Annotated in this window: 27 protein-coding genes; 14 read left to right on the top strand and 13 right to left on the bottom strand. The window is 72.2% G+C overall.

Annotated elements, in window-relative coordinates:
* Window positions 1-6: 6 nt before the first annotated feature.
* From ACZ6S0_RS06130 to ACZ6S0_RS06115, 4 genes are all read right to left on the bottom strand, one after another.
* Complete coding sequence (locus ACZ6S0_RS06130) at window positions 7-765, bottom strand: hypothetical protein (RefSeq protein ID WP_465913770.1); 759 nt, start codon at window positions 763-765, stop codon at window positions 7-9.
* A gap of 43 nt (window positions 766-808) precedes the next feature.
* Window positions 809-1,066 carry a hypothetical protein gene (locus ACZ6S0_RS06125; protein WP_465913768.1) on the bottom strand — a complete coding sequence of 86 codons (258 nt, stop codon included), beginning with the start codon at window positions 1,064-1,066 and terminating at the stop codon, window positions 809-811.
* Between the two features lie 87 nt (window positions 1,067-1,153).
* Window positions 1,154-1,390 carry a DUF397 domain-containing protein gene (locus ACZ6S0_RS06120; protein WP_344886369.1) on the bottom strand — a complete coding sequence of 79 codons (237 nt, stop codon included), beginning with the start codon at window positions 1,388-1,390 and terminating at the stop codon, window positions 1,154-1,156.
* Window positions 1,391-2,212 (bottom strand): helix-turn-helix domain-containing protein, encoded by an 822-nt coding sequence (locus ACZ6S0_RS06115; RefSeq protein ID WP_344886420.1) that lies wholly within the window; start codon window positions 2,210-2,212, stop codon window positions 1,391-1,393. It abuts the gene before it with no gap.
* 219 nt (window positions 2,213-2,431) lie between these two features.
* Between ACZ6S0_RS06115 and ACZ6S0_RS06110 the strand changes: the two genes are divergently transcribed.
* Together ACZ6S0_RS06110 and ACZ6S0_RS06105 are read left to right on the top strand one after the other, a co-directional pair.
* Window positions 2,432-2,935 carry an ATP-binding protein gene (locus ACZ6S0_RS06110; RefSeq protein WP_465913765.1) on the top strand — a complete coding sequence of 168 codons (504 nt, stop codon included), beginning with the start codon at window positions 2,432-2,434 and terminating at the stop codon, window positions 2,933-2,935.
* Between the two features lie 79 nt (window positions 2,936-3,014).
* Window positions 3,015-5,435: a helicase-associated domain-containing protein gene (locus tag ACZ6S0_RS06105; RefSeq protein WP_465913763.1), complete on the top strand. Its 2,421-nt coding sequence runs from the start codon at window positions 3,015-3,017 to the stop codon at window positions 5,433-5,435.
* Window positions 5,436-5,511: 76 nt separating this feature from the next.
* Here the strand turns inward: ACZ6S0_RS06105 and ACZ6S0_RS06100 are convergent, their stop codons facing one another.
* Window positions 5,512-6,768 carry an ArgE/DapE family deacylase gene (locus ACZ6S0_RS06100; protein WP_465913761.1) on the bottom strand — a complete coding sequence of 419 codons (1,257 nt, stop codon included), beginning with the start codon at window positions 6,766-6,768 and terminating at the stop codon, window positions 5,512-5,514.
* Between the two features lie 50 nt (window positions 6,769-6,818).
* Between ACZ6S0_RS06100 and ACZ6S0_RS06095 the strand changes: the two genes are divergently transcribed.
* Together ACZ6S0_RS06095 and ACZ6S0_RS06090 are read left to right on the top strand one after the other, a co-directional pair.
* A complete protein-coding gene (locus tag ACZ6S0_RS06095) occupies window positions 6,819-7,751 on the top strand; it encodes an endonuclease/exonuclease/phosphatase family protein (protein ID WP_465913759.1) in 933 nt (310 codons plus the stop codon).
* A 79-nt stretch (window positions 7,752-7,830) separates the two neighbouring features.
* Window positions 7,831-8,151, top strand: a complete 321-nt coding sequence (locus ACZ6S0_RS06090) for a GroES family chaperonin (protein ID WP_344886374.1) — start codon at window positions 7,831-7,833, stop codon at window positions 8,149-8,151.
* A 44-nt stretch (window positions 8,152-8,195) separates the two neighbouring features.
* Here ACZ6S0_RS06090 and ACZ6S0_RS06085 read toward each other — a convergent pair whose 3' ends face one another.
* Together ACZ6S0_RS06085 and ACZ6S0_RS06080 are read right to left on the bottom strand one after the other, a co-directional pair.
* Window positions 8,196-9,158 carry a WD40 repeat domain-containing protein gene (locus ACZ6S0_RS06085; RefSeq protein WP_465913756.1) on the bottom strand — a complete coding sequence of 321 codons (963 nt, stop codon included), beginning with the start codon at window positions 9,156-9,158 and terminating at the stop codon, window positions 8,196-8,198.
* Between the two features lie 77 nt (window positions 9,159-9,235).
* Window positions 9,236-9,685: a TIGR02611 family protein gene (locus ACZ6S0_RS06080; protein WP_465915211.1), complete on the bottom strand. Its 450-nt coding sequence runs from the start codon at window positions 9,683-9,685 to the stop codon at window positions 9,236-9,238.
* Window positions 9,686-9,840: 155 nt separating this feature from the next.
* On the opposite strand from ACZ6S0_RS06080, the gene ACZ6S0_RS06075 reads away from it, so the two are divergent.
* From ACZ6S0_RS06075 to ACZ6S0_RS06060, 4 genes are all read left to right on the top strand, one after another.
* Window positions 9,841-10,752 (top strand): phosphotriesterase family protein, encoded by a 912-nt coding sequence (locus ACZ6S0_RS06075; protein WP_465913754.1) that lies wholly within the window; start codon window positions 9,841-9,843, stop codon window positions 10,750-10,752.
* A gap of 90 nt (window positions 10,753-10,842) precedes the next feature.
* The gene (locus ACZ6S0_RS06070; RefSeq protein WP_465913752.1) at window positions 10,843-11,232 is read left to right on the top strand and encodes a PPOX class F420-dependent oxidoreductase; all 390 of its coding nucleotides are present in this window, start codon (window positions 10,843-10,845) and stop codon (window positions 11,230-11,232) included.
* Between the two features lie 420 nt (window positions 11,233-11,652).
* Window positions 11,653-12,867, top strand: a complete 1,215-nt coding sequence (locus ACZ6S0_RS06065) for a sensor histidine kinase (protein WP_465913750.1) — start codon at window positions 11,653-11,655, stop codon at window positions 12,865-12,867.
* A gap of 49 nt (window positions 12,868-12,916) precedes the next feature.
* Complete coding sequence (locus ACZ6S0_RS06060; protein ID WP_465913748.1) at window positions 12,917-13,600, top strand: response regulator; 684 nt, start codon at window positions 12,917-12,919, stop codon at window positions 13,598-13,600.
* A 26-nt stretch (window positions 13,601-13,626) separates the two neighbouring features.
* Here the strand turns inward: ACZ6S0_RS06060 and secY are convergent, their stop codons facing one another.
* A complete protein-coding gene (secY, locus tag ACZ6S0_RS06055; RefSeq protein ID WP_465913747.1) occupies window positions 13,627-14,916 on the bottom strand; it encodes a preprotein translocase subunit SecY in 1,290 nt (429 codons plus the stop codon).
* Between the two features lie 91 nt (window positions 14,917-15,007).
* Here secY and ACZ6S0_RS06050 point away from each other — a divergent pair, with 91 nt between their 5' ends.
* Window positions 15,008-15,592, top strand: coding sequence for a P-loop nucleotide/nucleoside kinase family protein (locus ACZ6S0_RS06050; protein ID WP_465913744.1), 585 nt, complete (start codon window positions 15,008-15,010; stop codon window positions 15,590-15,592).
* Window positions 15,593-15,602: 10 nt separating this feature from the next.
* Here the strand turns inward: ACZ6S0_RS06050 and ACZ6S0_RS06045 are convergent, their stop codons facing one another.
* Window positions 15,603-16,382, bottom strand: coding sequence for a putative hydro-lyase (locus ACZ6S0_RS06045; RefSeq protein WP_344886383.1), 780 nt, complete (start codon window positions 16,380-16,382; stop codon window positions 15,603-15,605).
* A 239-nt stretch (window positions 16,383-16,621) separates the two neighbouring features.
* Here ACZ6S0_RS06045 and ACZ6S0_RS06040 point away from each other — a divergent pair, with 239 nt between their 5' ends.
* Window positions 16,622-17,572, top strand: a complete 951-nt coding sequence (locus ACZ6S0_RS06040) for an AAA family ATPase (protein WP_465913741.1) — start codon at window positions 16,622-16,624, stop codon at window positions 17,570-17,572.
* Between the two features lie 88 nt (window positions 17,573-17,660).
* Here ACZ6S0_RS06040 and ACZ6S0_RS06035 read toward each other — a convergent pair whose 3' ends face one another.
* Window positions 17,661-17,888: a DUF6158 family protein gene (locus ACZ6S0_RS06035; RefSeq protein WP_344886388.1), complete on the bottom strand. Its 228-nt coding sequence runs from the start codon at window positions 17,886-17,888 to the stop codon at window positions 17,661-17,663.
* A gap of 96 nt (window positions 17,889-17,984) precedes the next feature.
* On the opposite strand from ACZ6S0_RS06035, the gene ACZ6S0_RS06030 reads away from it, so the two are divergent.
* The 4 genes from ACZ6S0_RS06030 (at window position 17,985) to ACZ6S0_RS06015 (ending at window position 23,861) form a co-directional block, all read left to right on the top strand.
* Complete coding sequence (locus tag ACZ6S0_RS06030) at window positions 17,985-18,917, top strand: LysR family transcriptional regulator (RefSeq protein WP_465913739.1); 933 nt, start codon at window positions 17,985-17,987, stop codon at window positions 18,915-18,917.
* Between the two features lie 83 nt (window positions 18,918-19,000).
* On the top strand, window positions 19,001-20,443 hold the full coding sequence (locus ACZ6S0_RS06025) for a S1 family peptidase (protein ID WP_465913737.1): 1,443 nt from the start codon (window positions 19,001-19,003) through the stop codon (window positions 20,441-20,443).
* A gap of 263 nt (window positions 20,444-20,706) precedes the next feature.
* Window positions 20,707-22,404: an NAD-dependent malic enzyme gene (locus ACZ6S0_RS06020; protein ID WP_465915209.1), complete on the top strand. Its 1,698-nt coding sequence runs from the start codon at window positions 20,707-20,709 to the stop codon at window positions 22,402-22,404.
* Entirely contained in the window at window positions 22,401-23,861 is a 1,461-nt protein-coding gene (locus ACZ6S0_RS06015; RefSeq protein WP_465913735.1) for a class II fumarate hydratase, read from the top strand. The genes ACZ6S0_RS06020 and ACZ6S0_RS06015 overlap by 4 nt, the downstream gene beginning before the upstream one ends.
* Before the next feature lie 33 nt (window positions 23,862-23,894).
* Here the strand turns inward: ACZ6S0_RS06015 and ACZ6S0_RS06010 are convergent, their stop codons facing one another.
* Genes ACZ6S0_RS06010 through ACZ6S0_RS06000 form a run of 3 tightly spaced genes read right to left on the bottom strand, consistent with a single transcriptional unit; the run spans window position 23,895 to window position 25,938 of the window.
* On the bottom strand, window positions 23,895-24,521 hold the full coding sequence (locus ACZ6S0_RS06010) for a DJ-1/PfpI family protein (RefSeq protein WP_465913734.1): 627 nt from the start codon (window positions 24,519-24,521) through the stop codon (window positions 23,895-23,897).
* Window positions 24,518-25,429: a DMT family transporter gene (locus tag ACZ6S0_RS06005; protein WP_465913732.1), complete on the bottom strand. Its 912-nt coding sequence runs from the start codon at window positions 25,427-25,429 to the stop codon at window positions 24,518-24,520. The genes ACZ6S0_RS06010 and ACZ6S0_RS06005 overlap by 4 nt, the downstream gene beginning before the upstream one ends.
* A complete protein-coding gene (locus ACZ6S0_RS06000) occupies window positions 25,426-25,938 on the bottom strand; it encodes a MarR family winged helix-turn-helix transcriptional regulator (protein ID WP_465913730.1) in 513 nt (170 codons plus the stop codon). Before ACZ6S0_RS06000 ends, ACZ6S0_RS06005 begins: the two co-directional genes overlap by 4 nt.
* Window positions 25,939-26,035: the final 97 nt, after the last annotated feature.

Below are 26,035 nucleotides of genomic sequence, written 5' to 3'. Positions count from 1 at the left end.
CCGACGCTAACCCGGCCTGCCGCCCTGAGCCAGGCGGCAGCCGGGGAACGGTGCCAGCAGCGTCTCACGCCAGGGGCCTTCGAGATAGTCGCGGGCCCGTCTCCCCCAGTCGAGCAGCCGGGGATCGGGCGTCGTCTCGTCGTCGAGGCCCAGCGCGGCGTCACGGGCGCGCTGGGTGGCCAGGTGGTCGTCGAGGGAGACGGCCCAGAGGGTGACCGCCTCGGTGTCGCAGAACAGCACCTCGTACAGGCCGGCGAGGGTGTGGCCGTGCTCGGCGAGCAGGGGGGCGCGCTCGGTGCGTACGGCGTGCAGGTAGTCGAGGGCGGCGCCGGGGCGTACGCGGGCGTTCTCGAAGAGGTAGAGCTCGGCGGCGGGCGCTCGGGCGAGGGGCGGGCAGCCGGGTGCGGCGCCGAGCGGCCGGGAGAAGGCGGAGAAGCGCAGGTCGTCGATGTCCGACAGGAACAGACGCCGGTCGACGCCCTGGTAGATCTCCATCATCTGCCGCCAGCCGCCGTCCCAGCCGCCGTGGCAGTCCCACAGGGTGACGGCCTTGAACTGCGGATGGCCGGTGATGCCGACCGCGTAGAAGGCGCCCACGAGGTCGATCTCGCGGGAGCGGACGGACATGCCGGAGGTCAGCTCCGGGGCGGTGCGGGACTCGTCCTCGCGCTTGTAGCGGGTCAGCCAGGTGAGGTACTCCAGGGGGCGCCCGGAGTTCATCGGCCGGAAGTCGACCTCCTCGATCAGGTGGATCGCGCGCCGCACCACGCCTCCTCTACCAAGCGGTTGCTTGGCTAGAGGATAGCGATCAGGCGGACGCCTGGGAAGGCTGGGGCCCTCGCCCGGTGAGCCACTCCAGGACCCTGCGGTGTCCCGAGGCGGCGTCTTCGAAGTGGCCCCAGTGCCAGTAGCGCGGCTGGTCGCGCAGGCCGGTCACCCAGGTCCGGTAGGAGACCGTGGCCCCCGTGGCGGCAGGGGCCACGCCATATGTGCGGATCACGACCTTGCCGCCCGGTGCGAACAGCACGTCGTCGGCGATCGGATACAGGGTCATCTGGTCGAGCATGTCCCGATACTCACCGGACGACGAGGCGGGCCGGTTACGCCTCCGGCGCGCCCTCGTTAAGCGGGCGCGCCGGAGGTAAACACGCTGTTACACGAGCAGGCCGTCGAACTCTCCGTCCTTCACCCCGAGCACCAGGGCCCGGATCTCGTCGCGGGTATAGATGAGGGCAGGGCCGTCGGGGAAGCGCGAGTTGCGTACCGCGATGCCCCCGTCGGGGAGCTTCGCGAGCTCGACGCAGTTGCCCTGCGAGTTGCTGTAGCGGCTCTTGCGCCAGGCGACCTGGGTCAGGTTCGCCGCCGGCATGCCGTTGTAGGTCTGGTTCATCTACATCTTTCTGAGAAGACCGCCGATGAGCTCGACGGTGCCCCCTGGCGTGGTGCTCTCCACGCACAACTGCTCCATGGCCGTGAGGTACGGGTCGATGTCCTCACGCTTGTCCAGGTACAGGGCACCCCATAGCTGCTCGACGTAGACAACGTCCGACAGATCGGACTCGGGAAACCGTAAGATGCTGAACGCGCCACCTTCAGCGGCGTGCTTGCCGAATCTGAAGGGCATCACCTGAATGGTGATGTTGGGAAGGGCGGCGACCTCCAGCAGATGCTGGAGCTGCTCGGACATGACCTCTCGCCCGCCTATGGTCCGCCTGAGCGCCGCCTCGTCGATGACGGCCCACAGGCGGGGTCCGTCTTTCTGGGTGAAGCGCTCCTGGCGCTGCATGCGCATGTGCACGCGCCGTTCGATCCTGTCGGGGCCCGCGTCGGCGTTGCCGAGCTTGAAGACCGCCCGCGCGTACGACGCCGTCTGCAGCAGGCCGGGCACGAACTGCACCTCGTAGGTGCGGATCACGCTGGTGGCCTCCTCCAGACCGATGTACGTGGAGAACCATGTCGGCAGCTCGGCCGAGTATTTGTGCCACCACCCGGGGGTGTTGGCCTCGCGCACCATCTCCAGCAGGGCACGGCGTTCGGCATCGTCGACGACGCCGTACAGGGTGAGCAGGTCTTCCACGTCACGTGTCTTGAAGCCCACGCGGCCGAGCTCCATGCGGCTGATCTTGGACTCGGACGCCCGGATGTGGAATCCGGCCTGTGCCCGGTCGAGGTCGCTGGCCTCGCGGAGGCGCCGCAGGCTCGCCCCCAGCATGATGCGCCGAACGGTCGAACCGGTACCGGGCGGATCAATGGACACGTGCTGCTCCTTGGTCGTTTCCTTGCCACAAGTGTGTCACTTCACGGCCGAAAGATCATGGGCCGCGGACAAGATCCCCTTTCCCCCATATTGACCATTTGAGCAACCGTAGCGTGTGCATGAGCTGTCTGCACGTGCATTCGCTCTTGCACCTGCACGAGAGTTTGGCGCAGAATGATCTACGTGCAACCCACCACGGCGCACGGCGAGTGGACCACGTTCGACTGGTGGCCCCCGGTCGGATGGTGGCCGGAGGCGGCCCGCGACCTACTGGTCCCTGGCCCGTCCGCGAGTGCCACGTTCGTGCTACCGCCCGCCGCCACCTCGGTCCACGCAGCCCGCAGCTTCACGGCGGGGGCGTTGACCGGCTGGGGCCTCGCCGAACTGGCCGAAAACATGGAGCTGGTGGTCTCCGAGCTGGCCACGAACGCGCTGCGCCACGGCCTCTGCCTCGACGACCCGCGCCGCCAGCACGCGGTCCACATGTCGCTCGTCCGCCGGGGCCCACTCGTCACCAGCGCCTTCACCGATCCCGGGTCCTCGGTGCCGGTGCTGCGCTACCCCGGCCCGCTCGACGCCGGCGGTCTCGGGCTGCACATCGTCGAATCGCTCAGCCTACGCTGGGGCTGGTCCGCGCTCGCGCCCCACGGAAAGATCGTCTGGGCAGTCCTCTCCTGACCGGGCGTGATCTGCATTACCGTGGATGGTCATGGCTCTACGGTGAGTCCCGCGCGCGACCCCATGAGAGTGCTGACCGATGGAAGATCACCTGCTCGGCTGGCTGCGAACACTGGACGAGGACCGGCTGGGCCGTGTCCTCGCCAACCGACCCGACGCGATCGCCGCTCCCTGGCCCAGGCGGCTCGACACCCTGGCCCAGCGGCTCGGCAACGGCTTCGCCGTGATGGAGACCCTGCGCGGCCTGCCGCGGCCCTGCCTGCAGCTCGCCGAGGCGGCTCTGGCCATGACCCGCCCCACCGCCGAGTCGCTGGCGCGCTTCCTCGACGTGCCTCCCGGCGACGTGACCCCCTGTCTCGACCACCTCTACGAGCACGCGCTGGCCTGGCCCGGCGACGACGGCGTCATCCACCTCGCCGAGGGCGTGACGCGCCACTGGAACGCCCCGCTGAGCCTGGGCGAGCCGCTCGAGCACTACCTCAACTCCTGGTCCATCAGCAACGACGCGCTGCACGCCCTCTCCCGCGCACTCGGGCTGCCCGTGCACGGCAACAAGCGCCGCATGATCGCCCGCGTCATCGAGACCCTGGGCGACGCCGAGCGCCTCAAGGCGCTCATGCGCAACGCCCCCGCCGGCACCGTGCCCCTGCTCGACCGCTTCGCCTGGGACGGCCCCACGCTCGACGTCGACGGCGGCCGGTTCGTCACCCCCGGCACGCCCGAGAAGTGGTGCGCCGACCACGGCCTGCTCTTCCGGCCGAGCTGGCACGTCGCCGAGATCCCCCGCGAGGTGGCGATCCGGCTGCGCGGCCCCGGCTACCATCCGGCCTACCGGCCCGTCGCGCCCGAGGTGGCCACGATCCCGGTCGACCCGGAAGAGGTCGACCACCTGATGACGCTGGCCGCGCCGCACGTGGTGGAGCGGTGCGCGGCCCTGCTCGACAACACCTCCAAGACCCCGCTGCCGCTGCTCAAGACCGGCGGCGTGGGCGTGCGCGAGGTCCGCCGGATGGCCAAGGAGACCGGCTGCGACGAGGACGAGACGCGGTTGCTGCTCGAAGTCTGCGCGGTGGCCCGGCTGCTGGCCTGGGACGAGCCGTCGGGCGGCATGATCCCCACCGAGCGCTTCGACCGGTGGCGGCTCGACGAGGGCTCGGCCCGGCTGCGGGTGCTGCTGGCGGCGTGGTGGCGGATGGAGCGATCGTCACTGCGCAAGATCGACGGCAAGTACGGCACCGTCCTCGGCGACGACCCCCTCGGCGGGTCGCTGGCCCAGATCCGCCGGGCGGTCCTGACGGTGCTGGCCCACCTGCCCGCCGGCACGGCCTTCGCCGACCGCGACAGCCTCATGAGCAACGTCCACTGGCACGCGCCGCTGATCGACGTACCGCTGCTGCGCGAGTGCGCGCCCGCGGCGCTCGACGAGGCCAGGCTGCTCGGGCTGCTGGCCAACAACGCGCTCACCGACCTCGGCCGGGCGCTGGCGGGGCTCACCGCCCGGCCCGGCGACGAGAACGACGACGCCGTCCCCATGGTCGAGCACGACCCGATGCTGGCCGAGGCGGCCACCAGGGCGCTGGCCGCCGTACGCAGGAGCGCGTTGTTCGGTCCCGACCTGACCGCGGTCGTCACCGGGCCGCCCTCCTCGGAGCTGGCGGCGCTGCTCGACCGGGTCGCCGAGCGCGAGTCGCGGGGCGCGGCCTCGGTGTGGCGCTTCACGACCGAGAGCGTGCGCCACGCGCTCGACCAGGGTCACGAGGCCGACGACCTGCTCGACGAGCTGGCCGCGGTGGGCACCATCCCGCAGCCGCTGGAATACCTGGTACGCGACACCGCCCGCCGCCACGGCGAGGTCACGGTCACCACGGTCGGCTGCATCGTGCAGGCCACCGACCCGGCGCTGCTCGCCGAGATCGCCGCGCACCGGCGGCTGGTCCGGCTGGGCCTGCGGGTGCTGGCCCCCACGGTGCTGGTGAGCACGGCCCCGGCCGAACGCACGCTGGCGGCCCTGCGCGAGGTCGGCTACTCCCCCGTGCCCGTCGCCGACACCGGCGAGATCACCATCCACCGGGCCAGGCACGCGGAGCCGTCCAACGGCAAGCTCGTCCTGCTGCCGGGCGGGCAGGTGGCCGAGCTGTCGGAGTTCCCGGACGTCACCGAGTTGCAGGCGCCCGCCCACATGTTCGCCGAGCCGCCGCCCGACCCCTTCGAGCACGCCCGCCGCCTGCTGGCCGCCGGCCGTCAGGAGGGAGACAGGAGCGGGCGCACCTGGGCGATCATCGGCAGGATGGCCACGCGGCTGCCGACGGCGCAGCAGTCGCTGCTCGGGTTCGTCGTCGACCGGGGCGTGCGGGCCGGCATCACACTGACCGACGGGCTGACCGCCACGATCAGCCACGGCGAGCTGAAGGGCGGCGCGCTCGACGCCTGGTGCGAGGAGGCGGGCGACTACCTGGAGTTCCCCCTCGCCGAGATCGTGGAGGTCCGCGGAGCCTACTGAGGCGCCCGCGCCCCCTCCTGCCCCGCCCCCCAGCGCGGCCCAGCCCGGCCCGGCCCGCTGGTCAGCCCTGTGCCGGTCAGAGTGCCGCGCAGCGGCGCACCGCGAGCAGGGCCAGGGCCCGGGTGACCTCGCGCAGCTCCCGCAGGTCGACCTGTTCCCTGGGGGCGTGCGCGTACCGCACGTCGCCGGGGCCGTAGTGCAGCGTCGGGATGCCGCCCGCCGCGTAGAGGCGCAGGTCGCTCCCGTACGGCGCCGCCGACTCCGCCGGATGCCCGCCGGAGGTGTCCGCCACCGCGCGCCGCACCTGCCCCAGCAGCTCGTGCCCGGCGGGCAGCCGTCCGCTGGCGAACTGCCCGCCCGGCCACGTCACCACCGGCGGATTGGCCCGCAGCCACGGGTCGGGGAGCCGCGCGAGCGCCTCCTCGAACGCCGCCCGCGCCTCGGCCGGGTCCTCGTCCAGCCGCACCCCGAGCCGTCCCTCGGCGACCAGCAGGTCGGGCACGGTGCTGGCCCAGTCGCCTGCGCGTACGGTGCCGACCTCGATCGGGTACGGCATCGCGTTGCCGCCGAAGATCTCGGGAACGTCCCGGTTGCGCTCGGCCTCCAGACGCCGGATCGCCTGGAACACCGGCAGGAACGCCTCGATCGCGTTGACGCCCTCGTACCGGGTGGCGCCGTGCGCGGCCCGCCCGGCGACCTCCAGCCGGAACGTCAGCGCCCCCGCGTTGGCCGTGATGACCGCGCCGCCGGTGGGCTCGGTGATCACCGCGGCCTCGGCCGTGTGCCCCCTGGCCAGCGTGGCGAACGCGCCGAGCCCGCCGTCCTCCTCGCCGACCACGCAGTGCACCGCCAGCGGCCTGGCCAGCCTGATCCCGGCCCGGTGCACGGCCCTGGCCACGGCCAGGTTCGCGACGAGGCCGGCCTTCATGTCGCAGGCGCCCCTGCCGTGCAGCACGTCGCCGGTGATCCGGGCGGCGAACGGGTCGCTGCCCGCCCACTTGGCCAGGTCACCGGTCGGGACGACGTCCACGTGGCCCTGCAGGGCCAGCGCGGGCGGGCCCTCGCCGCCGGGGGTGACGGCGGCCAGGCCGTACCCCTCGGTCCTGGGCGCCTCGGTGCCGGGGAAGCCGGGGCGGGCCTCGAGGTCGTGGAGGTCGAGCTTCCAGACGTCCACCTCCATGCCGGCCTCGGTGAGCAGGCGGGCGAAGCGGTGCTGCAGCTCGGACTCGGCGTCGGTGCCGGTGACGCTGGGCACCCTCACGGTCTCGGCCAGCAGGTTGACGGTCTCCGCCGGGTCGATGGCGTCGAGGACCCGGGCTTCCACGTCGTGCATGGTGCACACCTTCTCACGAACCCGGATCGGGGTTCGTGGCGATACAGGGCGTGCGTACATGGATGTGCTGGATCGTGGTGGTGCCGTGGGCCGGGTGGGCGGCGGTGCGCTTGAGCGGGTTCGAACCGGACTGGCCGTGGGTGCCGGCGGTGGCGTACACGCCGTACGCGGTGGGGGCGGCCGTGCTCGCGCTGGTGCTGGCCTGCGCGTTGCGGCGGTGGGCGGCGGGCACGGTCGCGCTCGTGGCCGTGCTGTCCATGACGCCCGTCGTGCTGCCCCGCGCGCTCGCCGACGGCAACCCCGGCGCGCGGGGGCCTGGACTGCGCGTGCTCGCGGCCAACCTGCTGGTCGGGCAGGCGGACCCGGCCGAGCTGATGGCCCTGGTCACCCGGTTGCGGCCGGACGTGCTGACGTTGCAGGAGCTCACCCCGAACGCCCTGCGCCGCCTGGAGAAGGCCGGGATACGCCGCGTGCTGCCCCAGGCTGTGACCCGTCCTGTGCCGGGGGTCGGCGGCTCCGCCGTGTTCGCCCGGCACCCGCTCCAGGCCGGAAAGCTGATCAACCTGGGCGGGTTCGGCCAGGCCAGGGCGTGGCTGAGCCATCCGGACGGGGCCCGGGTCGAGATCGTCTCGGTGCATCCCTGCGCCCCCAAGCGGTACGGACGGCAGCCGTGCTGGCGGGCCGGGCTGGAGGCGCTGCCGCGCGGCGGCGGGGAGCTGCGGGTGCTGGCGGGCGACTTCAACGCCACGCTCGACCACCTGCCGATGCGTGACCTGCTGGCCTCCGGCTACCGGGACGCGGCCGACGTCATGGGGCTCGGCCTGCGCGCGACGTGGCCGCAGGCGGGGTCGGGGACGCGGCTGCCCGGCGTGGCGATCGACCACGTGCTGGCGGACTCGCGGATGGCGGTGCGGGGGTTCGAGGTGCTGTCGCTGAAGGGCACCGACCACCGTCCGGTCTTCGCCGACCTCAGGCTCCCGTGACGCGGGCCGTGTGGCGGGCGTTGAAGGAGAGGTGACGTCCTGGACTGCCGCGCGTCCGCCTGCTCGTAAACTTGAGCCTGTGGTAGAGCCCAAGTTCGAGATTCAGATGCTGCACGACCGGGTCATGATCAGGTTGGAGCAGGAGGCCGAGGAGCGGCGCAGCGGCTCCGGGATCGTCATCCCCGCGACGGTCAAGATGGCCAACCGCCTGGCCTGGGGCGAGGTCTGCGGCGTCGGCACGAACGTGCGCTCGGTGAAGGTGGGCGACAAGGTGCTGTTCAATCCGGAGGAGCAGTTCGAGGTCGAGGTGCACGCCAGGGTCTACCTGGTGATGCGCGAGCGCGACCTGCACGCGGTGGCCACCCAGGAGACCGACCACGGCACGGGCCTCTACCTGTGACCGGACGGCCATGGCCCCAGCCATGACCCCGGCTATGACTCCGGCTATGACTCCGTCTTCTGCGACGGCACGCGGGTGAACGAGAGCCACAGGTCCTGACGCCACGTGCCGGCGGGCAGTTCGGCGAGCACGCGCGTGACCCGGCCGTCGAGGCCCAGCACCGCCAGCCGGTACGCGCTCCCCTGGGCCGTGACGGCGATGAGGTGGCTCTCGTCCCACCAGCCGAACAACGCCTCCGCCCGCCCGGCCACCCGCTGGACGATCTTGCCCGTCGCGGTGTCCACCAGGCAGACCTGCTCCTCCGGACGCGACGGGCACCAGGTGGCCAGCCGCCTGCCCGACGGCGAGAAGGCGTCCTCGGGGCCGGTGGGCAGCCCGGCGGCGGCGTACGTGCGCACGACGGCCCCGTCGGACGACCGGTGCACGCGCAGGCCGATGCCGTGCCGCGACACGAGGTTGCCGTCGGGGCTCCACCAGAAGCCCGCCTCCCGGCTGAGACCGGAGAGCCGCACCGTGCGGGCGCTCTTCGTGGTCACGTCCACGATCGTGAAGCCGACCGCCCGCCAGGCGCCGCTCACCTTCTGCTCGACCGTGAGGGCGACCCGCTTGGCGTCGCGCGACCAGGAGACGTAGGAGGCGGTCAGCGGCTTCCTGACCGTGCGGACCCTGGAGGTGCGTCCGGTGGTGCGGTCGGTGACGAGCAGGGTGTCGTAGCCGGACAGGTACGTGCCCGGCACGCCGGCCGCCAGGCGCCCACCGGGCGCGACCGACACCTCGGACAGCTCCTTCTCCCAGGTGAAGGCGTTGCCGGTGGCCGTTCTCAGGTAGGTGCGCTTGGTGCCGAGGCCGTACGCGGCCAGGCGTACGGGGTCGCCCGCGTTCTCGCGGTACTTCACCCCGCCGGTGCCGGGCAGCGTCAGGTCGGTGCGCGCTGCGGCGGGCACGACGGTGTGCGCGGCGGTGGGTGTCACGATCAGCGCGAGTGCGAGGGCGAGTTCAGCGATCACGCCCGCAGAATAGACAGCCGATCACCCCGAATCCGGCCGTGATAACGACCCGGTCTGGATGCGGGCGGGCGCGGCCGTCAGATGAAACGCTGGGCGATCTCGAGGACGTCGAAGCCGAGCGTGCGCAGGCCGAAGTAGACGATCACCCCGGCAACGGCCAAGGTGACGACGAGCACGATGACGCGCAGGGCCCAGCCCTGCCGCTTGTACCACTCCGTCCAGACGTGCAGCGTCCGCTTGCCGAACTCCAGCACCTTGTGCGCCCAGTGGAACTCGGTCGCCAGCACCGCCAGGCCCGCGAACACGACCAGCCATCCCGGCCCGGGGAACGGCACCATGACCAGCCCGCCCACCACCATGACGGTGCCGATCAGGCCGATCACGATCTTCAGGGTGAGCGCGCCCGTTCGGGTGGACCTGACGCCGTCCAGCCACCCCTGGATCCCGGTGCGGCGGCCGGGCATGCCGGACCGGTCGGCGGCCTCGCCCTTGAGCACGTCGGCGTCGCCGGTGCCAGAGTCCTGCATCACCACAATTCCCCCCGCGCGTTGCTGTGCCACCCACAATACGGCGCGGCCCCCCGTGGCCACTTGCCGACGAGTAGCAAAGCACCAAACCTCGCCTTGAGTAAAACTTCACCCCTGATCAGGCGGCTTCCGGCAAACATCGGTTAATGTCTGTTATGCCCGAGGTTCTGCTCCGCACCGTCACCGGCCCTGTACGCGTGGCCGCCGTCGAGGGTGCCGTACTCCCCCATGAACACCTGCGTACCGACATGCGCTGGGCGGTCGGGATCGACTCCGACCCGTACCGCTGGCTCGACGAGGAGGCGGCCGTCACCGGCGAGCTCCGCGAGCTGCGCCAGTCGTCCGAGCAGCTCGGGCTCGTGGTCGACCTCACCTGCCTGGGCATGGGCCGCGACGCCGCCGCCCTGGCCCGCATCGCGGCCGGCAGCCGGGTGCCGGTGATCGCCTCGACCGGCCTGTACGCCGAACCGTTCACGGACGCCGGAGACGCCGACGTGGACACGCTCACCGCCCGGCTGATGGAGGAGATCCTCAGCGGCGTGGACGGGACCGGCGTGTTCCCCGGCGTGATCGGCGAGGTCGGCTGCTGGGGCGCCGAGCCCACGGCCAGGGAGGAGCGCTGCCTGGTCGCCGCCGCCCGTACCTCCCTGCGTACGCGGCTGCCCGTGGCCACGCACGGCAAGAACGGCCTGGCGCTGCTGGAGATCCTGCTCGGCCAGAACCTGCCGGGCTCGCGGGTGGCCGTCGGCTACGCGGGCACCGAGCTGGGCGCGGCCAGGAAGATCGCCGAGGCGGGGGCGTACGTGAGCCTGGGCGTCCTGGGGCTCGGCCCGGACCAGGTGGCCAGGGTCGCGCTCGGCCTCATCGAGGACGGCCACGCCGACCGGCTGCTGATCAGCACGGGACTGAGCCGGGTGGCGCAGGTGCACCGCTACGGCGGGCCCGGTTACGGCCACCTGTTCCACGCGCTGCTGCCACGCCTGCGCGCGGCGGGGACGGGCGAGGACGTGATCCGCCTCGTCACCCACGACAACCCCCTCCGCTGGCTGACCGAGGGCCTCGCCTGACCGGGGCCCCCGGTCTGGTGAGGGCCCCGCTGACCGGTGCCGTCCGCGCCGGTTGACCTCCACCTATGTCAAGGTTGCAGACTTGGGCGCATGACCTTCACTTCAGCGGAGCTGGACTATCTCTCCGGTCAGCCGCTCGCCCGGCTGGCCACCATCTCGCCCGGCGGGCAGGTGCAGAACAACCCCGTGGGGTTCTTCGTGGACGCCGAGAGCGACACGATCGTCGTCGGCGGGCATGCGCTGGGCGCGTCCAAGAAGTTCAGGAACATCCAGCGGGGCAGCACGGTCTCCTTGGTGGTGGACGATCTGGCCTCGGTCGATCCCTGGGTCGCGCGGGGCATCGAGATCCGGGGCACGGCACAGGCCCTGACGGACGCCGAGCCGCCGGTGCCGTACTTCTCCCGGGAGATCATCCGCATCACGCCCAGCAAGATCATTTCTTGGGGGCTGGACGGGCCTCGGGAGAGCCGCACGGTGTGAAAGCTCGCTAGGATCGGGGCTGCACGAGCCCGAACGGGCTCGGTCCGGCCTTCATGGGCCTGAGCGGGTGGGGGGATGGCGACCGAGGGCGCGCGGGGCGACGACACACGTGAGGGCGACCCGCTGAGGGGCGAACCGCACGGCCCGTGGGAGGGTTGCGTGCCGGTGGGTGAAGCGCGTGAGCGTCCTCGCGGGCGGCTGGGTGTGCTGTCCCGCCTGCGATCGCCGGGCCCGCGGCCGTCGCGGCTGCGATCACCGGACGCTCAGCCGTCGCGGCTGCGGTCGCAGGACCCTCCACCATCGCAGTCGGAGTCGCAAGACCCTCGGCCGTCGCGGTCAGAGTCGGAGTGGCAGGACTCTCAGCCGTCGCAGTCGCCTCTGCCGTCGTGGGTGCAGTCGCAGGGCCCTCAGGCGTCGTGGGTGCGGTCGTCGCGCAGCCCGCTCTCGCGTCCTTCGTTCGCGCGGTTGCGCCGGGTGGGCGACATCCCGGTCGTGATCATGCTGGCGTGGGCCGGGTGGCTGGCCGTTCCGTGGTCGTTCAGCGGCCTGGCCCAGGCTCGCGCCGCCGCGGCGGCGGCCGCCGACGCCGAACCGCCCCAGCTCCAAGCTCCGGCCGAGTCGTCCCACGAGCCCCCGCAGTCCCTCGCCGCACAGTCCCCCGCTCTGCAGTCCCCCGCTCTGAAGTCCCCTGCGTCACAGTCCTCTGTCCTGCAGTCCCCCGCCTCGCAGGCTCCCGCCCTGCGGCCTTTCGCCAGGCAGGCCGCGTACCGGCAGGGCGCCACGACGGCGGCCGCCGCCAAGCAGACCGCCGCCTACCCGCGGTCAGCCGCTACCACACGGGCGGCGTGGGGCATCCCGGCCGCCCAGACCGACCACGTCGAGACCGTCCGCCCGCCCCACCGCGACGGCCTCTGCGGCAACCTCAGCGGCGACCTCAGCGGCGACGCGGACGTGCCGGTCACGAGCCGACCGGACCTCGAGCCGACCGCAGGGAGTGCAAGGGCCGCCCGGAATGGGGCGGATGTGGTGGCGTCGGAGAGGGCGAGGATCGCCGGGGAGGTGCATGACGCCGCGGGGCACGGGCTGGCCGCCATCGCCATGCAGGCCGGGATCGCGCTCGTGACGCTCGACGACGACCCAGAACAGGCGCGCGCCTCGTTGCGGGCGATCAGGGAGACCAGCACGACGGCGCTGGCCCAGCTCCGGGCGGCGCTCGACGGGATCGACCCGCCGGGCGCGGACCTGGCCGGGCTCATCGACGGGGTACGCGCGGCGGGCCTGCCCGTCGACCTCGATCCGCCCCACCTCACCGTCCCCGCCCACCTCCAGGACACCGTCTACCGGGTGGTGCGCGAGTCGCTCACCAACGTCCTGCGGCACGCGGGCCCGACCAGGGCTCTCGTGCGCGCGACCGGAGTGCCCGGGGAGTTCGTGCTGGAGGTGGCCGACCGGGGCGCGGGACGGGCCGGACCGGAAGCCGAGGGGCGCGGGCTGGCCGGGATGCGCGCCCGGGTGACCGAGTCCGGTGGCGAGTTCACCGCCGGGCCTCGTGCGGGCGGCGGCTTCCAGGTGGTGGCCCGCTTCCCCCACACGACGGCACCTCAGCCCAGGGCGTCTCCCGGGTTTCGGCCGTGATCATGCTGGGCGAGCGTGCGGTCAAGGGGTGCTGAGTGAGGGGTGCTGGATGAGCGGTGCGGGCGCGGGGGGCGGTGAGGTGATCAGGGTCGCGGTGGCGGACGATCAGGCCGTCGTGCGCATGGGGTTGCGGACGTTGCTGGAGCGGGAGCCCGGCATGGAGTGCGTCGGTGAGGCGGGCGACGGGCGGGAGGCCCTCGCGCTGATCGGCCGTACCCGGCCCGACGTGCTGCTGCTCGACATCCGTATGCCCGGCATGGACGGGCTCGCCACCCTCCGGGCCGTCGCCGGAGACCCCGAGCTGAGGAGCACGCGGATCGTCGTCGTGACGACGTTCGCCGTCGACGAGTACGTCTTCGCCGCCCTCCAGGCCGGGGCCAGCGGCTTCGTGCTCAAGGACAGCGCCCCCGACGAGCTGGTCAACGCCGTCAGGGTGGTGGCGGCCGGCGAGGCGCTGCTGTCACCCGCCATCACCAGGAAGGTGATCGGCCTGTTCGGACGGCACGGCGCCGAGCCGGTCGAGGGGATCGAGACGCTGACCCCGCGCGAACGGGAGCTGGTGGCGTGGGTGGCCACCGGGCGCTCGAACGAGGAGATCGCCGGCGAGCTGACGATCAGCCCTGAGACCGTACGCACCCATGTCAGCCGGGCCATGGTGAAACTGCACGCCCGGGACCGGGCCCAGTTGGTGGTGTTCGCGATGCGGGCGGGCCTGGCCCTCCCGTCCTCCTGAACGACAGCGCCGCCCACCGAGGTTGGCTAGCGCAGGAAGCCCTCGTAGTTGCGCTGCTGGAGCTGGGCCTCGATCTGCTTGACGGTCTCCAGCCCGACCCCCACCATGATCAGTACGCTGGTCCCGCCGAACGGGAAGTTCTGCTGCGTGCCGGGATCCCGCAGGATCGCGAACGCCACCAGCGGCAGCAGCGCCAGCACCCCCAGGTAGAGCGCCCCTGGAGCGGTGAGCCTGGACAACACGTACGCCAGGTACTCGGCCGTCGGACGTCCTGGCCGGATGCCGGGCACGAACCCACCGAACCTGCGCATGTTGTCCGCCACCTCCACCGGGTTGAAGGTGATCGACACGTAGAAGTACGCGAACCCGGCGATGAGCAGCACGTACACGGTCATGTACAGCGGATGGGCCCCCGACGTGAGGTTGAGCTCCACCCAGGTCCGCGCCTCGTCCCCGAGCAGGGGCGCGGCCAGCGTCGGCAGATACAGCAGGGACGAGGTGAAGATGACCGGCACGATGCCCGCCTGGTTGACCTTGAGCGGGATGTAGGTGTTGCTCCCCCCGTACATGCGCCGCCCCACCATCCGCTTGGCGTACTGCACCGGCACCCGCCGCTGCGCCTGCTCCACGAACACCACGGCCGCCACCAGGAACAGCCCGGACGTGATCATCACCACGAAGCTCATCGGGCTCAGCACGAAGATCCTCGACATGTACCCCGGGAAGACGGCCACGACCTGCGTGAACATTAGCAGCGACATGCCGTTTCCGATCCCCCGGTCGGTGATCAGCTCGCCCAGCCACATGACCGCGCAGGCCCCCGCCACCATGGTCAGCACGATCACCGTCACCGACAGCAGCCCGTCGTCGCGCAGCAGCGGCTGGGCGCAGCCGGGCAGGAGCTGCCCGGCGCGGGCGAGCGCGACGACCGTACCGGCGTTCAGGAGGGCGAGGCCGACGGTCAGGTAGCGGGTGTACTGCGTGATCTTGGCCTGGCCGCGCTGCCCCTCCTTCCTGAGCACGTCGAGCCGGGGCACCACGACGGCGGAGAGCTGCATGATGATGCTGGCCGTGATGTACGGCATCACGCCGAGCGCGAACACCGACAGTTGCAGCATCGCTCCCCCGCTGAGCATCTGCATCATGTCGAACACGCCGCCCTTGGCCGCGCCCACGCACGCGCGTACCGCCACCACGTCCACGCCCGGCGCGGGCAGGAGCTGTCCCAGCCGGAACAGCCCGATGGCGGCGAGGGTGAACAGCAGTTTCGTACGCAGCTCCGGCACCCGGAACGCCCTGGTCAACACGGTCAGCATGAGCATGAAGTCTGGTGCGGGCGGGCGCCGGGGTCGTCCGCAGACAGGAGGCACCTGTGTACGCAGATCCGCGTACGGCTACGTTGAGCGCATGAGTGCGGTGTGGGTGGTCAGCGGGCCACCGGGCGCGGGCAAGTCCACGGTCGTGGCCGAGCTGCTCGCCCGCCTGTCCCCCGTCCCGGCGCTGCTCGACAAGGACACCGTGTACGGCGCCTTCGTGGCCGAGCTGCTGCGGGCCCACGGGCGCCCGGACGGCGAACGCGAGGGCCCTTGGTACGACGAGTACGTCAAGCGGCACGAGTACGCGGGCCTGACGACGCTCGCCCGGCAGATCCGCGAGCGTGGTTGCCCGGTGGCGCTGGACGGGCCGTTCACCACGCAGGTGCACGACGCCGCCCGGTGGGCCCGGTGGGTGGCTGAGCTGGGCGGTCCGCCGGTACGGCTGCTCTGGGTGCGCTCCGACGGCCCGACCTTGCGCGAGCGCCTGGTGGCCAGGGGGTTCGGGAGGGACGCGGGCAAGCTGGCGGCGTTCGAGGACTATCTGAGGAACATCAGGGTGGACGAGCCGCCGGTCGTACCGCATCTGGAGATCGACAACCGGCGGGACGCGCCACCGGTCGGGCGGCAGCTCACGGCGGCGGGCATCCCACCGCTGGCACGACCGGCCGACGGGTGACGCGGCGGCGTCAGGTGACCTGGTAGCACTCGTCCCGCACGTCCATGATCGCCATGTGGCCCGGCAGGTGGCCGATCGCGAACTCGACGCCGCTGGCCAGCACCGCCGCCTGCGGCGTCACCCCGCAGGCCCAGAACAGCGGCACCTCGCCCTCCCGCACCTCCACCGGGTCGCCGTAGTCGGGCCTGGCCAGGTCGCGGATGCCGATGGCGGACGGGTCGCCGGTGTGCACGGGCGCGCCGTGCACCATCGGGTAGCGCCCGCTCACCTCGACGGCCCGCTCCACCAGGTCGCCGGGCACCGGCCGCATCGACACCACCAGCGGGCCCGAGAGGCTGCCGGTCGACTCGCAGGGGATGTCGGTGACGTACATGGGGACGTTCCGGCCCGTCTCCAGGTGCCGCACCGGCACCCCGGCCGCGAGCAGCGCCCGCTCGAACGTGAAGCTGCAACCGATAAGGAACGGCACCAGGTCCGCACGCCACTCCGCCACCACCTCGTCGAGGTCGGCGGCGGCCCGGCCGTCGCGGTAGAGACGGTAGCCGGGCAGGTCCGTCCGCAGGTCACCGGAGAACAACCGGGTGGACCACGCCCCGGGCTCGCCCACGTCGAGCACCGGGCACGCCTGCGGGTTGCGGTGGGCGAACAGCAGCAGCTCGTATCTCAGCCGCTTGGGCACGGCGATGAGATTGGCCTGCGTCCAGCCCCGGCACCAGCCGGCGGTGGGCACCCGCTCGCCGGCACGGAAGCGTTCGCGCGCCTGTGCGGGGCTCAGATCGGCGACATCCACACTTTCGACATTAGGAGTGTGGCGTTCACCGGTCCACCATCTGGATAGCGGGTCTCACCGATCGCCCCGGCTCTCGGCCTCCCCGGCCTCCTCGGCGTGGCCTCCAGGAGGCGTCCGAGGTGGGACCGTCTTTCGCGCGTGCACCTCTGAGGTGATTTGACATCCGACCACACGTCAACCTACGTTGACCTCAATAGCGTCAATCAAAGTTGACGCCTCCTCGTTGGGGATGTGATTTCGTGGACGCGTTGTCCGTCGCGGTGGCGGCGAACCTGCCGGTGATCCTCTGGGGCTCGCCCGGGACCGGGAAGACGTCGGCCGTACTCGCGCTCGGGGAGCGGCTCGGGCTGCCGGTGGAGGCCGTGGTCGGCTCGATCAGGGAGCCGAGCGACTTCGCGGGGCTGCCGGTGCTGCGGGAGGGCCGGACGTGGTTCGCGCCGCCACGCTGGGCCGAACGGCTGGCGTCGTCGGGGACGGGCATCCTGTTCCTGGACGAGCTGACCACCGCGCCGCCCGCCGTACAGGCCGCGATGCTGCGGGTGGTGCTGGAACGGGCGGTCGGGGACCTGGTGCTGCCTCCGTCCGTACGGATCGTGGCGGCGGCGAACCCGCCCGAGCAGGCGGCCGACGGGTGGGACCTGTCGGCGCCCCTGGCCAACCGGCTCATCCACCTGGACTGGAAGGTGAGCGCCGCCTCGGTGGCGGAGGGCTTCACCACGGGGTTCACCCCGCCCTCCCTGGCAGGCTGGGACCCCGCCGCGATCACGGCCGCCACCGACGACGGCGGCGACGACGGCCGCCGAGGTGATGGCCGTGGCGACGACCGTGGTGCGTGTGGTGACAGCCGTGCCGGTGGTGGTCGTGGTGGTTGTGGTGGCGCGAGGGCCGAGGGGCGGGCTCGGGCGCTGGTCGGGGCGTTCTTGCGGGTGCGGCCCGAACTGGTGCTCGCGGTGCCGGACGCACGGGTCCTTCCGGCCCGTCAGTCACGGGCCCCACGGGTCCTTCCGGCCCATCGGTCACGGGAACCCCAGTGGGCACGGCCGGTTCAGTATTCGACCTCGAACGTGTGCGGCCCCAGCACGTACCCGTCGCCCCTGGGCACCACGTACCCGTGCCCGACCAGCGTGGCCAGGCTCGAGCGCACTTCCTCCTCGGTCAGCCCGCACGCCCGCACCAGGCCGTCGAGGTAGGCGCCGCCGGTCTCGACGCACTGGGCCGCCACGGCCTCGTACACGTGGATGTCCACGTCCGACAGGGCCTGGACGTCGTGTCGTTCGGTCATGATCGCTGCCTCGCCCCCTCCCTCAGCCGGAGGGGGTCGACCTCCCGCGCGGGGTGGCGGCGGAGATATTCCGCCTCAAGTTCGCCGGTACGCTGCGTGTGCACGGCCAGCGCGTCGTCGGACCCGTGGAAAAAGGTGTCGCTCCGGGTGAGGTGCAGTTGGCGCACCTCGCGTACCAGGTCAGCGTCGCTGAGCTGGGCCGGATCTATTCCCATCGCCGTCATGCGCTCCCCCTACCCCAGGAAGCCCCGGACAATATCTGTCACATTTCCTGACATATAGGCATTGTTTGCAAGAGATCGTCGCCTTACCTTCCCGTTATGGACCTCGAGCTCAGGCACCTCAGGATCGTCCGCGCGGTCGCGGACGCGGGAAGTGTGAGCAAGGCCGCGTCCCTGCTCGGGCTGGCACAACCGGCCCTGACCGCACAGCTCAAGCGCATCGAGAGGGTGCTCGGCGGCGCCCTGTTCGAGCGGGACCGCCACGGCGCCAGGCCCACCCGCCTCGGCGAACTCGTGCTCGCCAGGGCACGGGTGCTCCTCCCCGCGGCCAAGGAGCTGCAGGAGGAAGCCGTACGCTTCGCTCACGCCCCCTCCCCCGGCTTCCGCATCGGCGCCACCAACGGGCCGATACTCGGCGGCCTGGTCGACCGGCTCGCCGCGGAGCGGACGGTCAACACGTACACGTCCTGGTCGACGCACGAGCTGAACAGCATGGTCGAACTCGGTCGCCTCGACTACGTGCTGACCGGCGCCTGCGGCGACTCCGGCACCCCCACGGGCACGCTCCTGTGGGAGACGATCAGCCTCGACCCCGTCTTCTGCCTGGTCGCGGAGGACCACCCGGTCGCCAGGGAGAAGGAGGTGGAGCTGGCCGACCTGGCCGACGAGCAGTGGGCGGTGACGCCGGGCGACGGCTGTTTCGCCGACTGCTTCGCGATGGCGTGCGCGCGGGCCGGGTTCACGCCCGGCACGATCTACGAGACCGACGTGCCGACCTGCACCCACCTCGCGCAGGTCGGCCGGGCCGTCGTGCTCTGCCAGGCCACCCACCAGGCCGCGCAGGGGCTGGTCATGGTCCCGCTCGTGGGCGCGCCGCTGCGCTGGCGGCAGCTCCTCGGCCGCCATCCCACCGCCCCCGAGGCCGCCTGGGTGGTGGCGCAGGCCAAACACGCCCACATGGACGCCGTACGCCGCAGCCAGGTCTACTACGACTGGCTGGTACGTAACCCGGGTTACGGCACCGCTCCATAACACGGTGATAGGGGCAAAGTAGTACTCCTCCGCGCGCGGGCCCGCCGTTACCGTGACGGCACCCCCAGCAGCGAGGAGACACCATGCTCCGGACTCCGGCGCTGATCGCGATCGCGATCGGCGCGTCAGTCATGACGGCGACCCCCGCCGTCGCGACCGCGAAACCGCCCTCCGGCGTGGTCGACGCCCTGCAGCGCGACCTCGGCATCACGAAGGAGCAGGCGCTCGCCCGCCTGGCCAACGAGGCCCGCGGCAACGCCGCCGCACCCGGCCTGGGCAAGAGGCTCGGCGACCGCTATGCCGGAACCTGGTACGAAGGCGCCGAGAGCGCGCTGGTCGTGGCCAGCGTCGACCCCGCGGACACGGCCGAGATCACCCGTGCCGGCGCCCGCGCGCGCGTCGTGTCCCGTTCCCTCGCCCAGCTCACCGAGGTCAAGGAGGGCCTGGACCGGACCGCCCCGCCCGCCTCCGTGCACTCCTGGGCCGTCTCGCCCCGTGACAACGCGGTCGTCGTCCTGGCGAGCGACGAGCGGGCGGCCCGCTCCTGGGTCGCGGCCAGTGGCCTGGACGCCGCCGCCGTCACGTACGAGGGGTCCGCCGAGCGCCCGCGCCTGTTCTACGACCTCCGTGGCGGGGACGCGTACTACACCTCGGACGGCTACCGCTGCTCGGTCGGGTTCGCGGCGCGGCGCGGCACCCAGCTCGGCTTCACCACCGCCGGCCACTGCGGCGCTACCGGCATCACCACGACCGGCTACAACCGGGTGTCGCAGGGGACGTTCCAGATCTCGTCGTTCCCCGGCAACGACTACGCGTGGGTGGCCACGAACGCCGACTGGACCGCGCCCGGCGTGGTGAACGGCTACAGCGCCGGCATCCTCCCCGTACGCGGCTCGGCCGTCACCCAGCCCCAGGGCTCGATCTGCCGCTCGGGCTCCACCACCCAGTGGCACTGCGGGACCGTCCAGGCGCTCAACTCCACCGTCAACTACCCCGAGGGCACGGTGTCGGGCCTGACGCGGACGAACGTGTGCGCGGAGGGCGGCGACTCGGGCGGCTCGTTCATCTCGGGTGACCAGGCCCAGGGCATGACCTCGGGTGGGTCGGGCAACTGCTCGACGGGCGGGACGACGTACTTCCAGCCCATCGGCGAACTGCTCTCGGTGGGCGGCCTGACGCTGGTCACGGCCGGCGGCACGGAGCCGCCGCCGACCGGCTGCCGGGGGTACGAGGAGACCTACGGCGGTTCGCTGACCTCGAACCAGAGCGTCTACCAGCCGAACGGGTCGTACTACCAGGCCACGGTGTCCGGCACGCACGCGGCCTGCCTCGACGGGCCCGCCGGCGTGGACTTCGACGTCTACCTGCAGAAGTGGAACGGCTCGACCTGGACCGTGGTGGCCAGGGGCGACAGCCCGAACCCCGACGAGACCATCAGCTACAGCGGCACGGCCGGGTACTACCGGTATCACGTGCACGCCTACAGCGGATCGGGCTCGTACACGCTGGGCGTGAACCGCCCGTAGAGAGCCAGAGGGGGCGGCGAGCGCGGGCATACCCTCCCCCGGAGCCGGCACCCGAAGCGGGCGCGGTCTCCGGCGGAGCACCCCCACCCACACTCGCCGCCCCCTCGCCCTAGAACCTCCCATTGCCGGGAGCGGGGACAGCCGTGAGGCGCGGCCGGGTGTCCTCTCCCCTGGCGGGGGCAGCTTGCGCCGCGAGAGCCGTTCCGCCGAGGGGGATGACCATGATGTCGCCGGGGAAGAGGAAGCCGGATCTGGTGAGCTTCATGTTCGCCGAGCAGCCGGACGGAAGCTACGTGACCTCGCTGCGCGGCCAGGCGGTGCTCCAGGAGCCGCTGCTCAACAAGGGCACCGCGTTCTCCGCCGAGGAGCGGGCGGAGCTGGGCCTGGAGGGCCTGCTGCCGCCGGTGGTGGAGACGCTGGAGGAGCAGGCCCGCCGGATCTACGCGCAGTACCGGGCCCAGCCGAGCGACCTGCTCAAGAACGTCTACCTGGCGGCGCTGCGGGACCGCAACGAGGTGCTGTACTACCGGCTGCTCAGCGACCACCTGCGCGAGATGCTGCCGATCGTGTACGACCCCACCGTCGCCCAGGCGATCAAGCTCTACAGCCACGAGTACCGCCGCCCCCGGGGCGTGTACCTGTCCATCGACGACCCGGACGGCATCGAACGGGCGTTCACCGACATGCGGCTGGGCCCGGACGACGTCGACCTGATCGTGGCCTCCGACGCCGAGGAGATCCTGGGCATCGGCGACTGGGGCGTGGGCGGCGGCGCCGGCATCGCGACCGGCAAGCTGGCCGTCTACACGGCCGCCGCGGGCATCGACCCCGGCCGGGTCATCCCGGTCGCGCTGGACGTGGGCACCGACAACGAGGCGCTGCTGACCGACCCGGCCTACGTCGGCAACCGCCACTCCCGGATCCGCGGCAAGCGGTACGACGACTTCATCGACGCCTACGTCAGCACGGCGACCCGGATGTTCCCCGGCGCCCTGCTGCACTGGGAGGACTTCGGCCCGTCGAACGCCCGCCGCATCCTGGAGAGGTACACCGGCCGGATCTGCACCTTCAACGACGACATGCAGGGCACCGGCGCGATCGTGCTGGCCGCCCTGCTCAGCGCCGTCAAGGTGTCCGGGACCCCGATGCGCGAGCAGCGGATCGTCGTCTTCGGCGCCGGCACGGCCGGCACCGGCATCGCCGACCAGCTACGCGACGCGATGGTCCGCGACGGCCTGGACCGCGACACCGCCACCAGGCGGATCTGGCCGATCGACAAGCAGGGCCTGCTCACCGACGACATGAGCGGGCTGCGTGACTTCCAGCAGCCGTACGCCCGCCCGCGCGACGAGGTCTCCGGCTGGTCCGGGGACGGGCAGGGCATCTCGCTGGCCGAGGTCGTCCGGAGGGTCAAGCCGACCATGCTGCTGGGCACCTCCACCGTGCACGGCGCGTTCACGGAGGAGATCGTGCGGGCGATGGCGGCGGGCGTGGACCGGCCGGTCATCTTCCCGATCTCCAACCCGACCGAGCGCATCGAGGCGATGCCCGCCGACCTGATCCGGTGGAGCGGCGGGCGGGCCCTGATCGCCACCGGCATCCCGATCGACCCGATCACCCACGACGGCGTCACCTACGTCATCGCCCAGGCCAACAACGCCCTGCTGTATCCCGGGCTGGGGCTGGGCACGGTGGTCGCCAGGGCCCGGCGGGTCAGCCCCGGCATGCTCCAGGCCGCCGCCGAGGCGGTCGCGGGCCTGGTCGACGTCTCGGCCCCGGGGGCGTCCCTGCTGCCCCAGGTCGACAACCTGCGCGAGGTCTCGGCCACCGTCGCCGTCGCCGTCGCCGACCGGGCCGCCGAGGAGCACCTGGCCCGCGTCGACCTGCGCGACACGGTGCAGCAGGTCCAGGACACGATGTGGCAGCCCGTCTACCGCCGCGTCCACGGGAACGGGCAGTGAGCGCGCCGCGGGTCCGCGACGTGCCGATCGGCCTGCGGGCCACCGGCACCCGGACGGAGAGCGACTCGCTGGGCACGGTGGACGTACCGGCCGGGCACTACTGGGGCGCGCAGACCCAGCGGTCGCTGCTCCACTTCGACATCGGCGACGATCGCATGCCCAAGGCCGTCTACCACGCCTACGGCTACATCAAGAAGGCCGCCGCGATCGTCAACGCCCGCGCCGGCCGCCTGCCCCGGTGGCAGGCCGACCTGATCTGCCGGGTCGCCGACGAGGTCATCCGCGGCGAGCTGGACGGTGAGTTCCCGCTGTACGTGTGGCAGACCGGCTCCGGCACCCAGTCGAACATGAACGTCAACGAGGTGATCTCCAACCGGGCGATCCAGCTCGTCGGCGGGAGGCTGGGCAGCAAGGACCCCATCCACCCGAACGACCAGGTGAACATGGGCCAGTCGTCCAACGACACCTTCGTCACCGCCATGCACCTGGCCGCCGCCGAGGCCGTCGACGACCACGTGCTGCCCGCCGCGACGCGGCTGCGCGAGGCCGCCGAGGCCAAGAGCCGGCAGTGGGCGCACGAGGTCAAGATCGGGCGTACCCATCTGGAGGACGCCACGCCGCTGACCGTCGGCCAGGAGTGGTCGGGCTACGCGGCGCAGCTCGGCGACGCCATCGACCATCTCGAACGCACCCGCAAGGGGCTCTACCGGCTGGCCGTCGGCGGCACCGCGGTCGGCACCGGGCTGAACGCGCCGCCGGGGTTCGGCAAGGAGGTGGCCGGGCAGCTCGCCCAGCTCACCGGCCGGCCCTTCACCAGCGCGCCGAACAAGTTCGCCGCCCAGGCCTCCTGCGACCACCTCGTACGGGTCTCGGCGGCGCTGCGCACCCTGGCCGTGCCGCTGTTCAAGTTCGCCAACGACCTGCGCTGGCTCGGCTCGGGGCCGCGTACCGGGCTGCACGAGCTGATCCTGCCGGCCAACGAGCCCGGTTCGTCGATCATGCCGGGCAAGGTCAACCCGACCCAGGCCGAGGCCCTGCTCATGGTCGCCGTCCAGGTGTGCGGCAACGACACGGCCGTCTCGATGGCCGGCGCCGAGGGCAACTTCGAGCTGAACGCCTTCCGCCCGGTCATCATCAAGAACGTCCTGCACTCGGCGCGCATCCTGGCCGACATGATGGACCACTTCCGCGAGTTCCTCGTCGAGGGGGCCCGGCTCGACACGGACCGGCTGCACCACAACGTCGACCACTCGATCATGATGGTGACCGCGCTCAGCCCCGTCGTCGGCTACGACCGGGCCGCCCGCATCGCCCACCACGCGCTGGACCACGGCCTCCCGCTCAAGGCCGCCGCGCTCCAGTGCGGCATCACGGAGGACCTCTACGACCGGATCGTCAAACCGGAGAGCCTCACCAAGCCCGGGGTGCCCTCCCCGGACGGCCACCGCCGGCGCTGACCGTCACGCCCTGCCATGGCGGCCGCGAAGGGGTCAGGCAGGCACGTGGGCCGACTCCGGCTCGTCGGCCAGGTACGGCGGGGCCGGCTCGTACTGGATCGACCGGCGTACCAGGCGGGCGTGGTCGCGGCCGTGGAGGCGCCCGATGAGCCACAACGCCATGTCGATCCCCGCGGACACGCCCTGGCTGGACACCAGGTTGCCGTCCACCACGTAGCGGGCGTCGCGCACGACGGTGAGGTCGCCGAGGCGCTCCAGCTCGTCCTCCAGGGCCCGTTCCGTGGCCACCCGGCGACCGCGCGACACCCCCGCGGCGCGCATCAGGAACGCTCCCGTGCACACGCTCGTGACCCACTCGACGCTCGCGGCCGTGCTCCTGATCCACTCCATGATCGCGGGGTTGCGCATCTCCGCCTCGATCCGCGAGTGCGCGCCGCCGGGGACGAGCAGCACGTCCAGCGGCGGATGGTCGGACAGGGTGTGGTCGGGCAGCACCCGCATGCCGTTGCCGCACCGGACGAGGCCGGGCCGCTCGGCGATGAGCACGACGGTGTCGGCGCGGTCGCGGCGGCGGGAGGACCCGTGGAACACCTCCCACGGGCCGACGAAGTCGAGCTCCTGCACCCCGTCGAAGACCAGGATCCCGTAAGTGGTCATCATGCTTCCTCTCTGTTGAGCACACGGTTCTTCTCGAGTACGACGTCGTCGGCCGGGGCGGTCCGCGCGTCGGCGACCAGGCTCGCGACCACGAGCGCGCCCCCGGCGAGATCCAGCCACGTCACCCGCTCCCCCAGCACGAGCACCGCGCCCAGCACCCCGAACACCGGGATCAGCGTGAGGTAGGTGGCCGCGCGTGCCACCGGCATCCGCGTGAGCGCGGTGAGGTAGAGCCAGAACGGCAGCGCGTAGTTGAGGATGCCGGTCCCGGCGACCAGCAGCAGCCCGCCGGGCGTGGCCGAGGGCCACAGCAGCGGACCGGCCAGGACGAACTGGCAGACGATCACGAACCCCAGCGCCCACACCTGCTGGGTGAGCGCGGCGGGCAGCGGCTCCACGGTCGCGACCTGCCTGGCGGCCACCACGACGTAGAGCGCGGCGGCGGCGACGCTCGCGACGACGAGGCCGTCGCCCGCCCACGACCCGCCGCCGCCGTCAGCCGAGAACGACACCAGTACCGACCCCGCCGTCGCGCCCGCGATGACGACGACGAGCCGCGGGCGCGGTCGCTCCCGCAGCAGCGCCCAGGCGATGAGCGGCACCATCACCGGCTCCAGGCTGCCCAGCACGCTCGCGTTGGCGGCGCTGGTGAGCGCGAGACCGGCGAGGGCGAACTGGTAGGCGATCCCGGGTTCGAGCAGGCCGACCCACCCCAGCCGCCAGGAGCCGCCGAGCGAGGCGCCGGTGACCGCGCACGCGACGGCGAGCGCGCCGACGGACGCGGTCAACTGCACCACCAGCACCGAGCCGGGCGCCGCCCCCGTGACGTCGAGCGCGACCTTCGTGAGGACCAGACCGGCCGCCCACGCCGCCGCGTTGGCCACCATCAGCGACGGCCCACCTGCCCTCATGTCCCCGTGCCGATGGCGAGGGTGACGGGACACCGGTCCTGCGGGCAGCGGTGCTCGTCGCACAGCCGGCAGATCCGCTCGGCCGACTCCTCGTCGCCGGTGACCACGGTGAGGATCGACGAGACGATCCGCTCGACGTCGGCGCGCTCGGCGGGCGCGAGCTGCGCGATCGTCCGCTCCAGCCAGGCGAGGCGGGCGTCGGTCTGCCGCTGCCACACCTCCCGGCCCGCCGCGGTGAGGTGCAGCGAGACCGTGCGGCCGTCGACGCCCGCGCGGCGCTCCACGAGCCCGGAGGCGGCGAGGCGGTCGACGGTGCGGACGGTGCCGGGGTGCGTGATGCCGAGCGCGACCCGTACCGCCCGGATGCTGCATCCGGGCGCCACCCCGACCGCGTTGAGCGCCGCCGCGTCGGTGGGCGCCAGGCCGGAGGAGGCCGCCAGCTCGGCGGTCTGCGCGTCGGCGAGGGCGATGCCGAGCGCGCCCAGGAGGTTGGCAGTCCGAGAACACATAACTCGATCATATAATCAAGTCATATGTTGTCAACGCCGGATCGGCCCGAACCGGCCGCGGGCCACCGTCGCGGCCCTCGCACGTCGCGACGGCCCG

Source organism: Nonomuraea sp. NPDC051298 (genome assembly GCF_055586305.1).
Note: the sequence above shows the minus strand (reverse complement) of the source record. Positions and strands in the feature narration are given on the sequence as shown.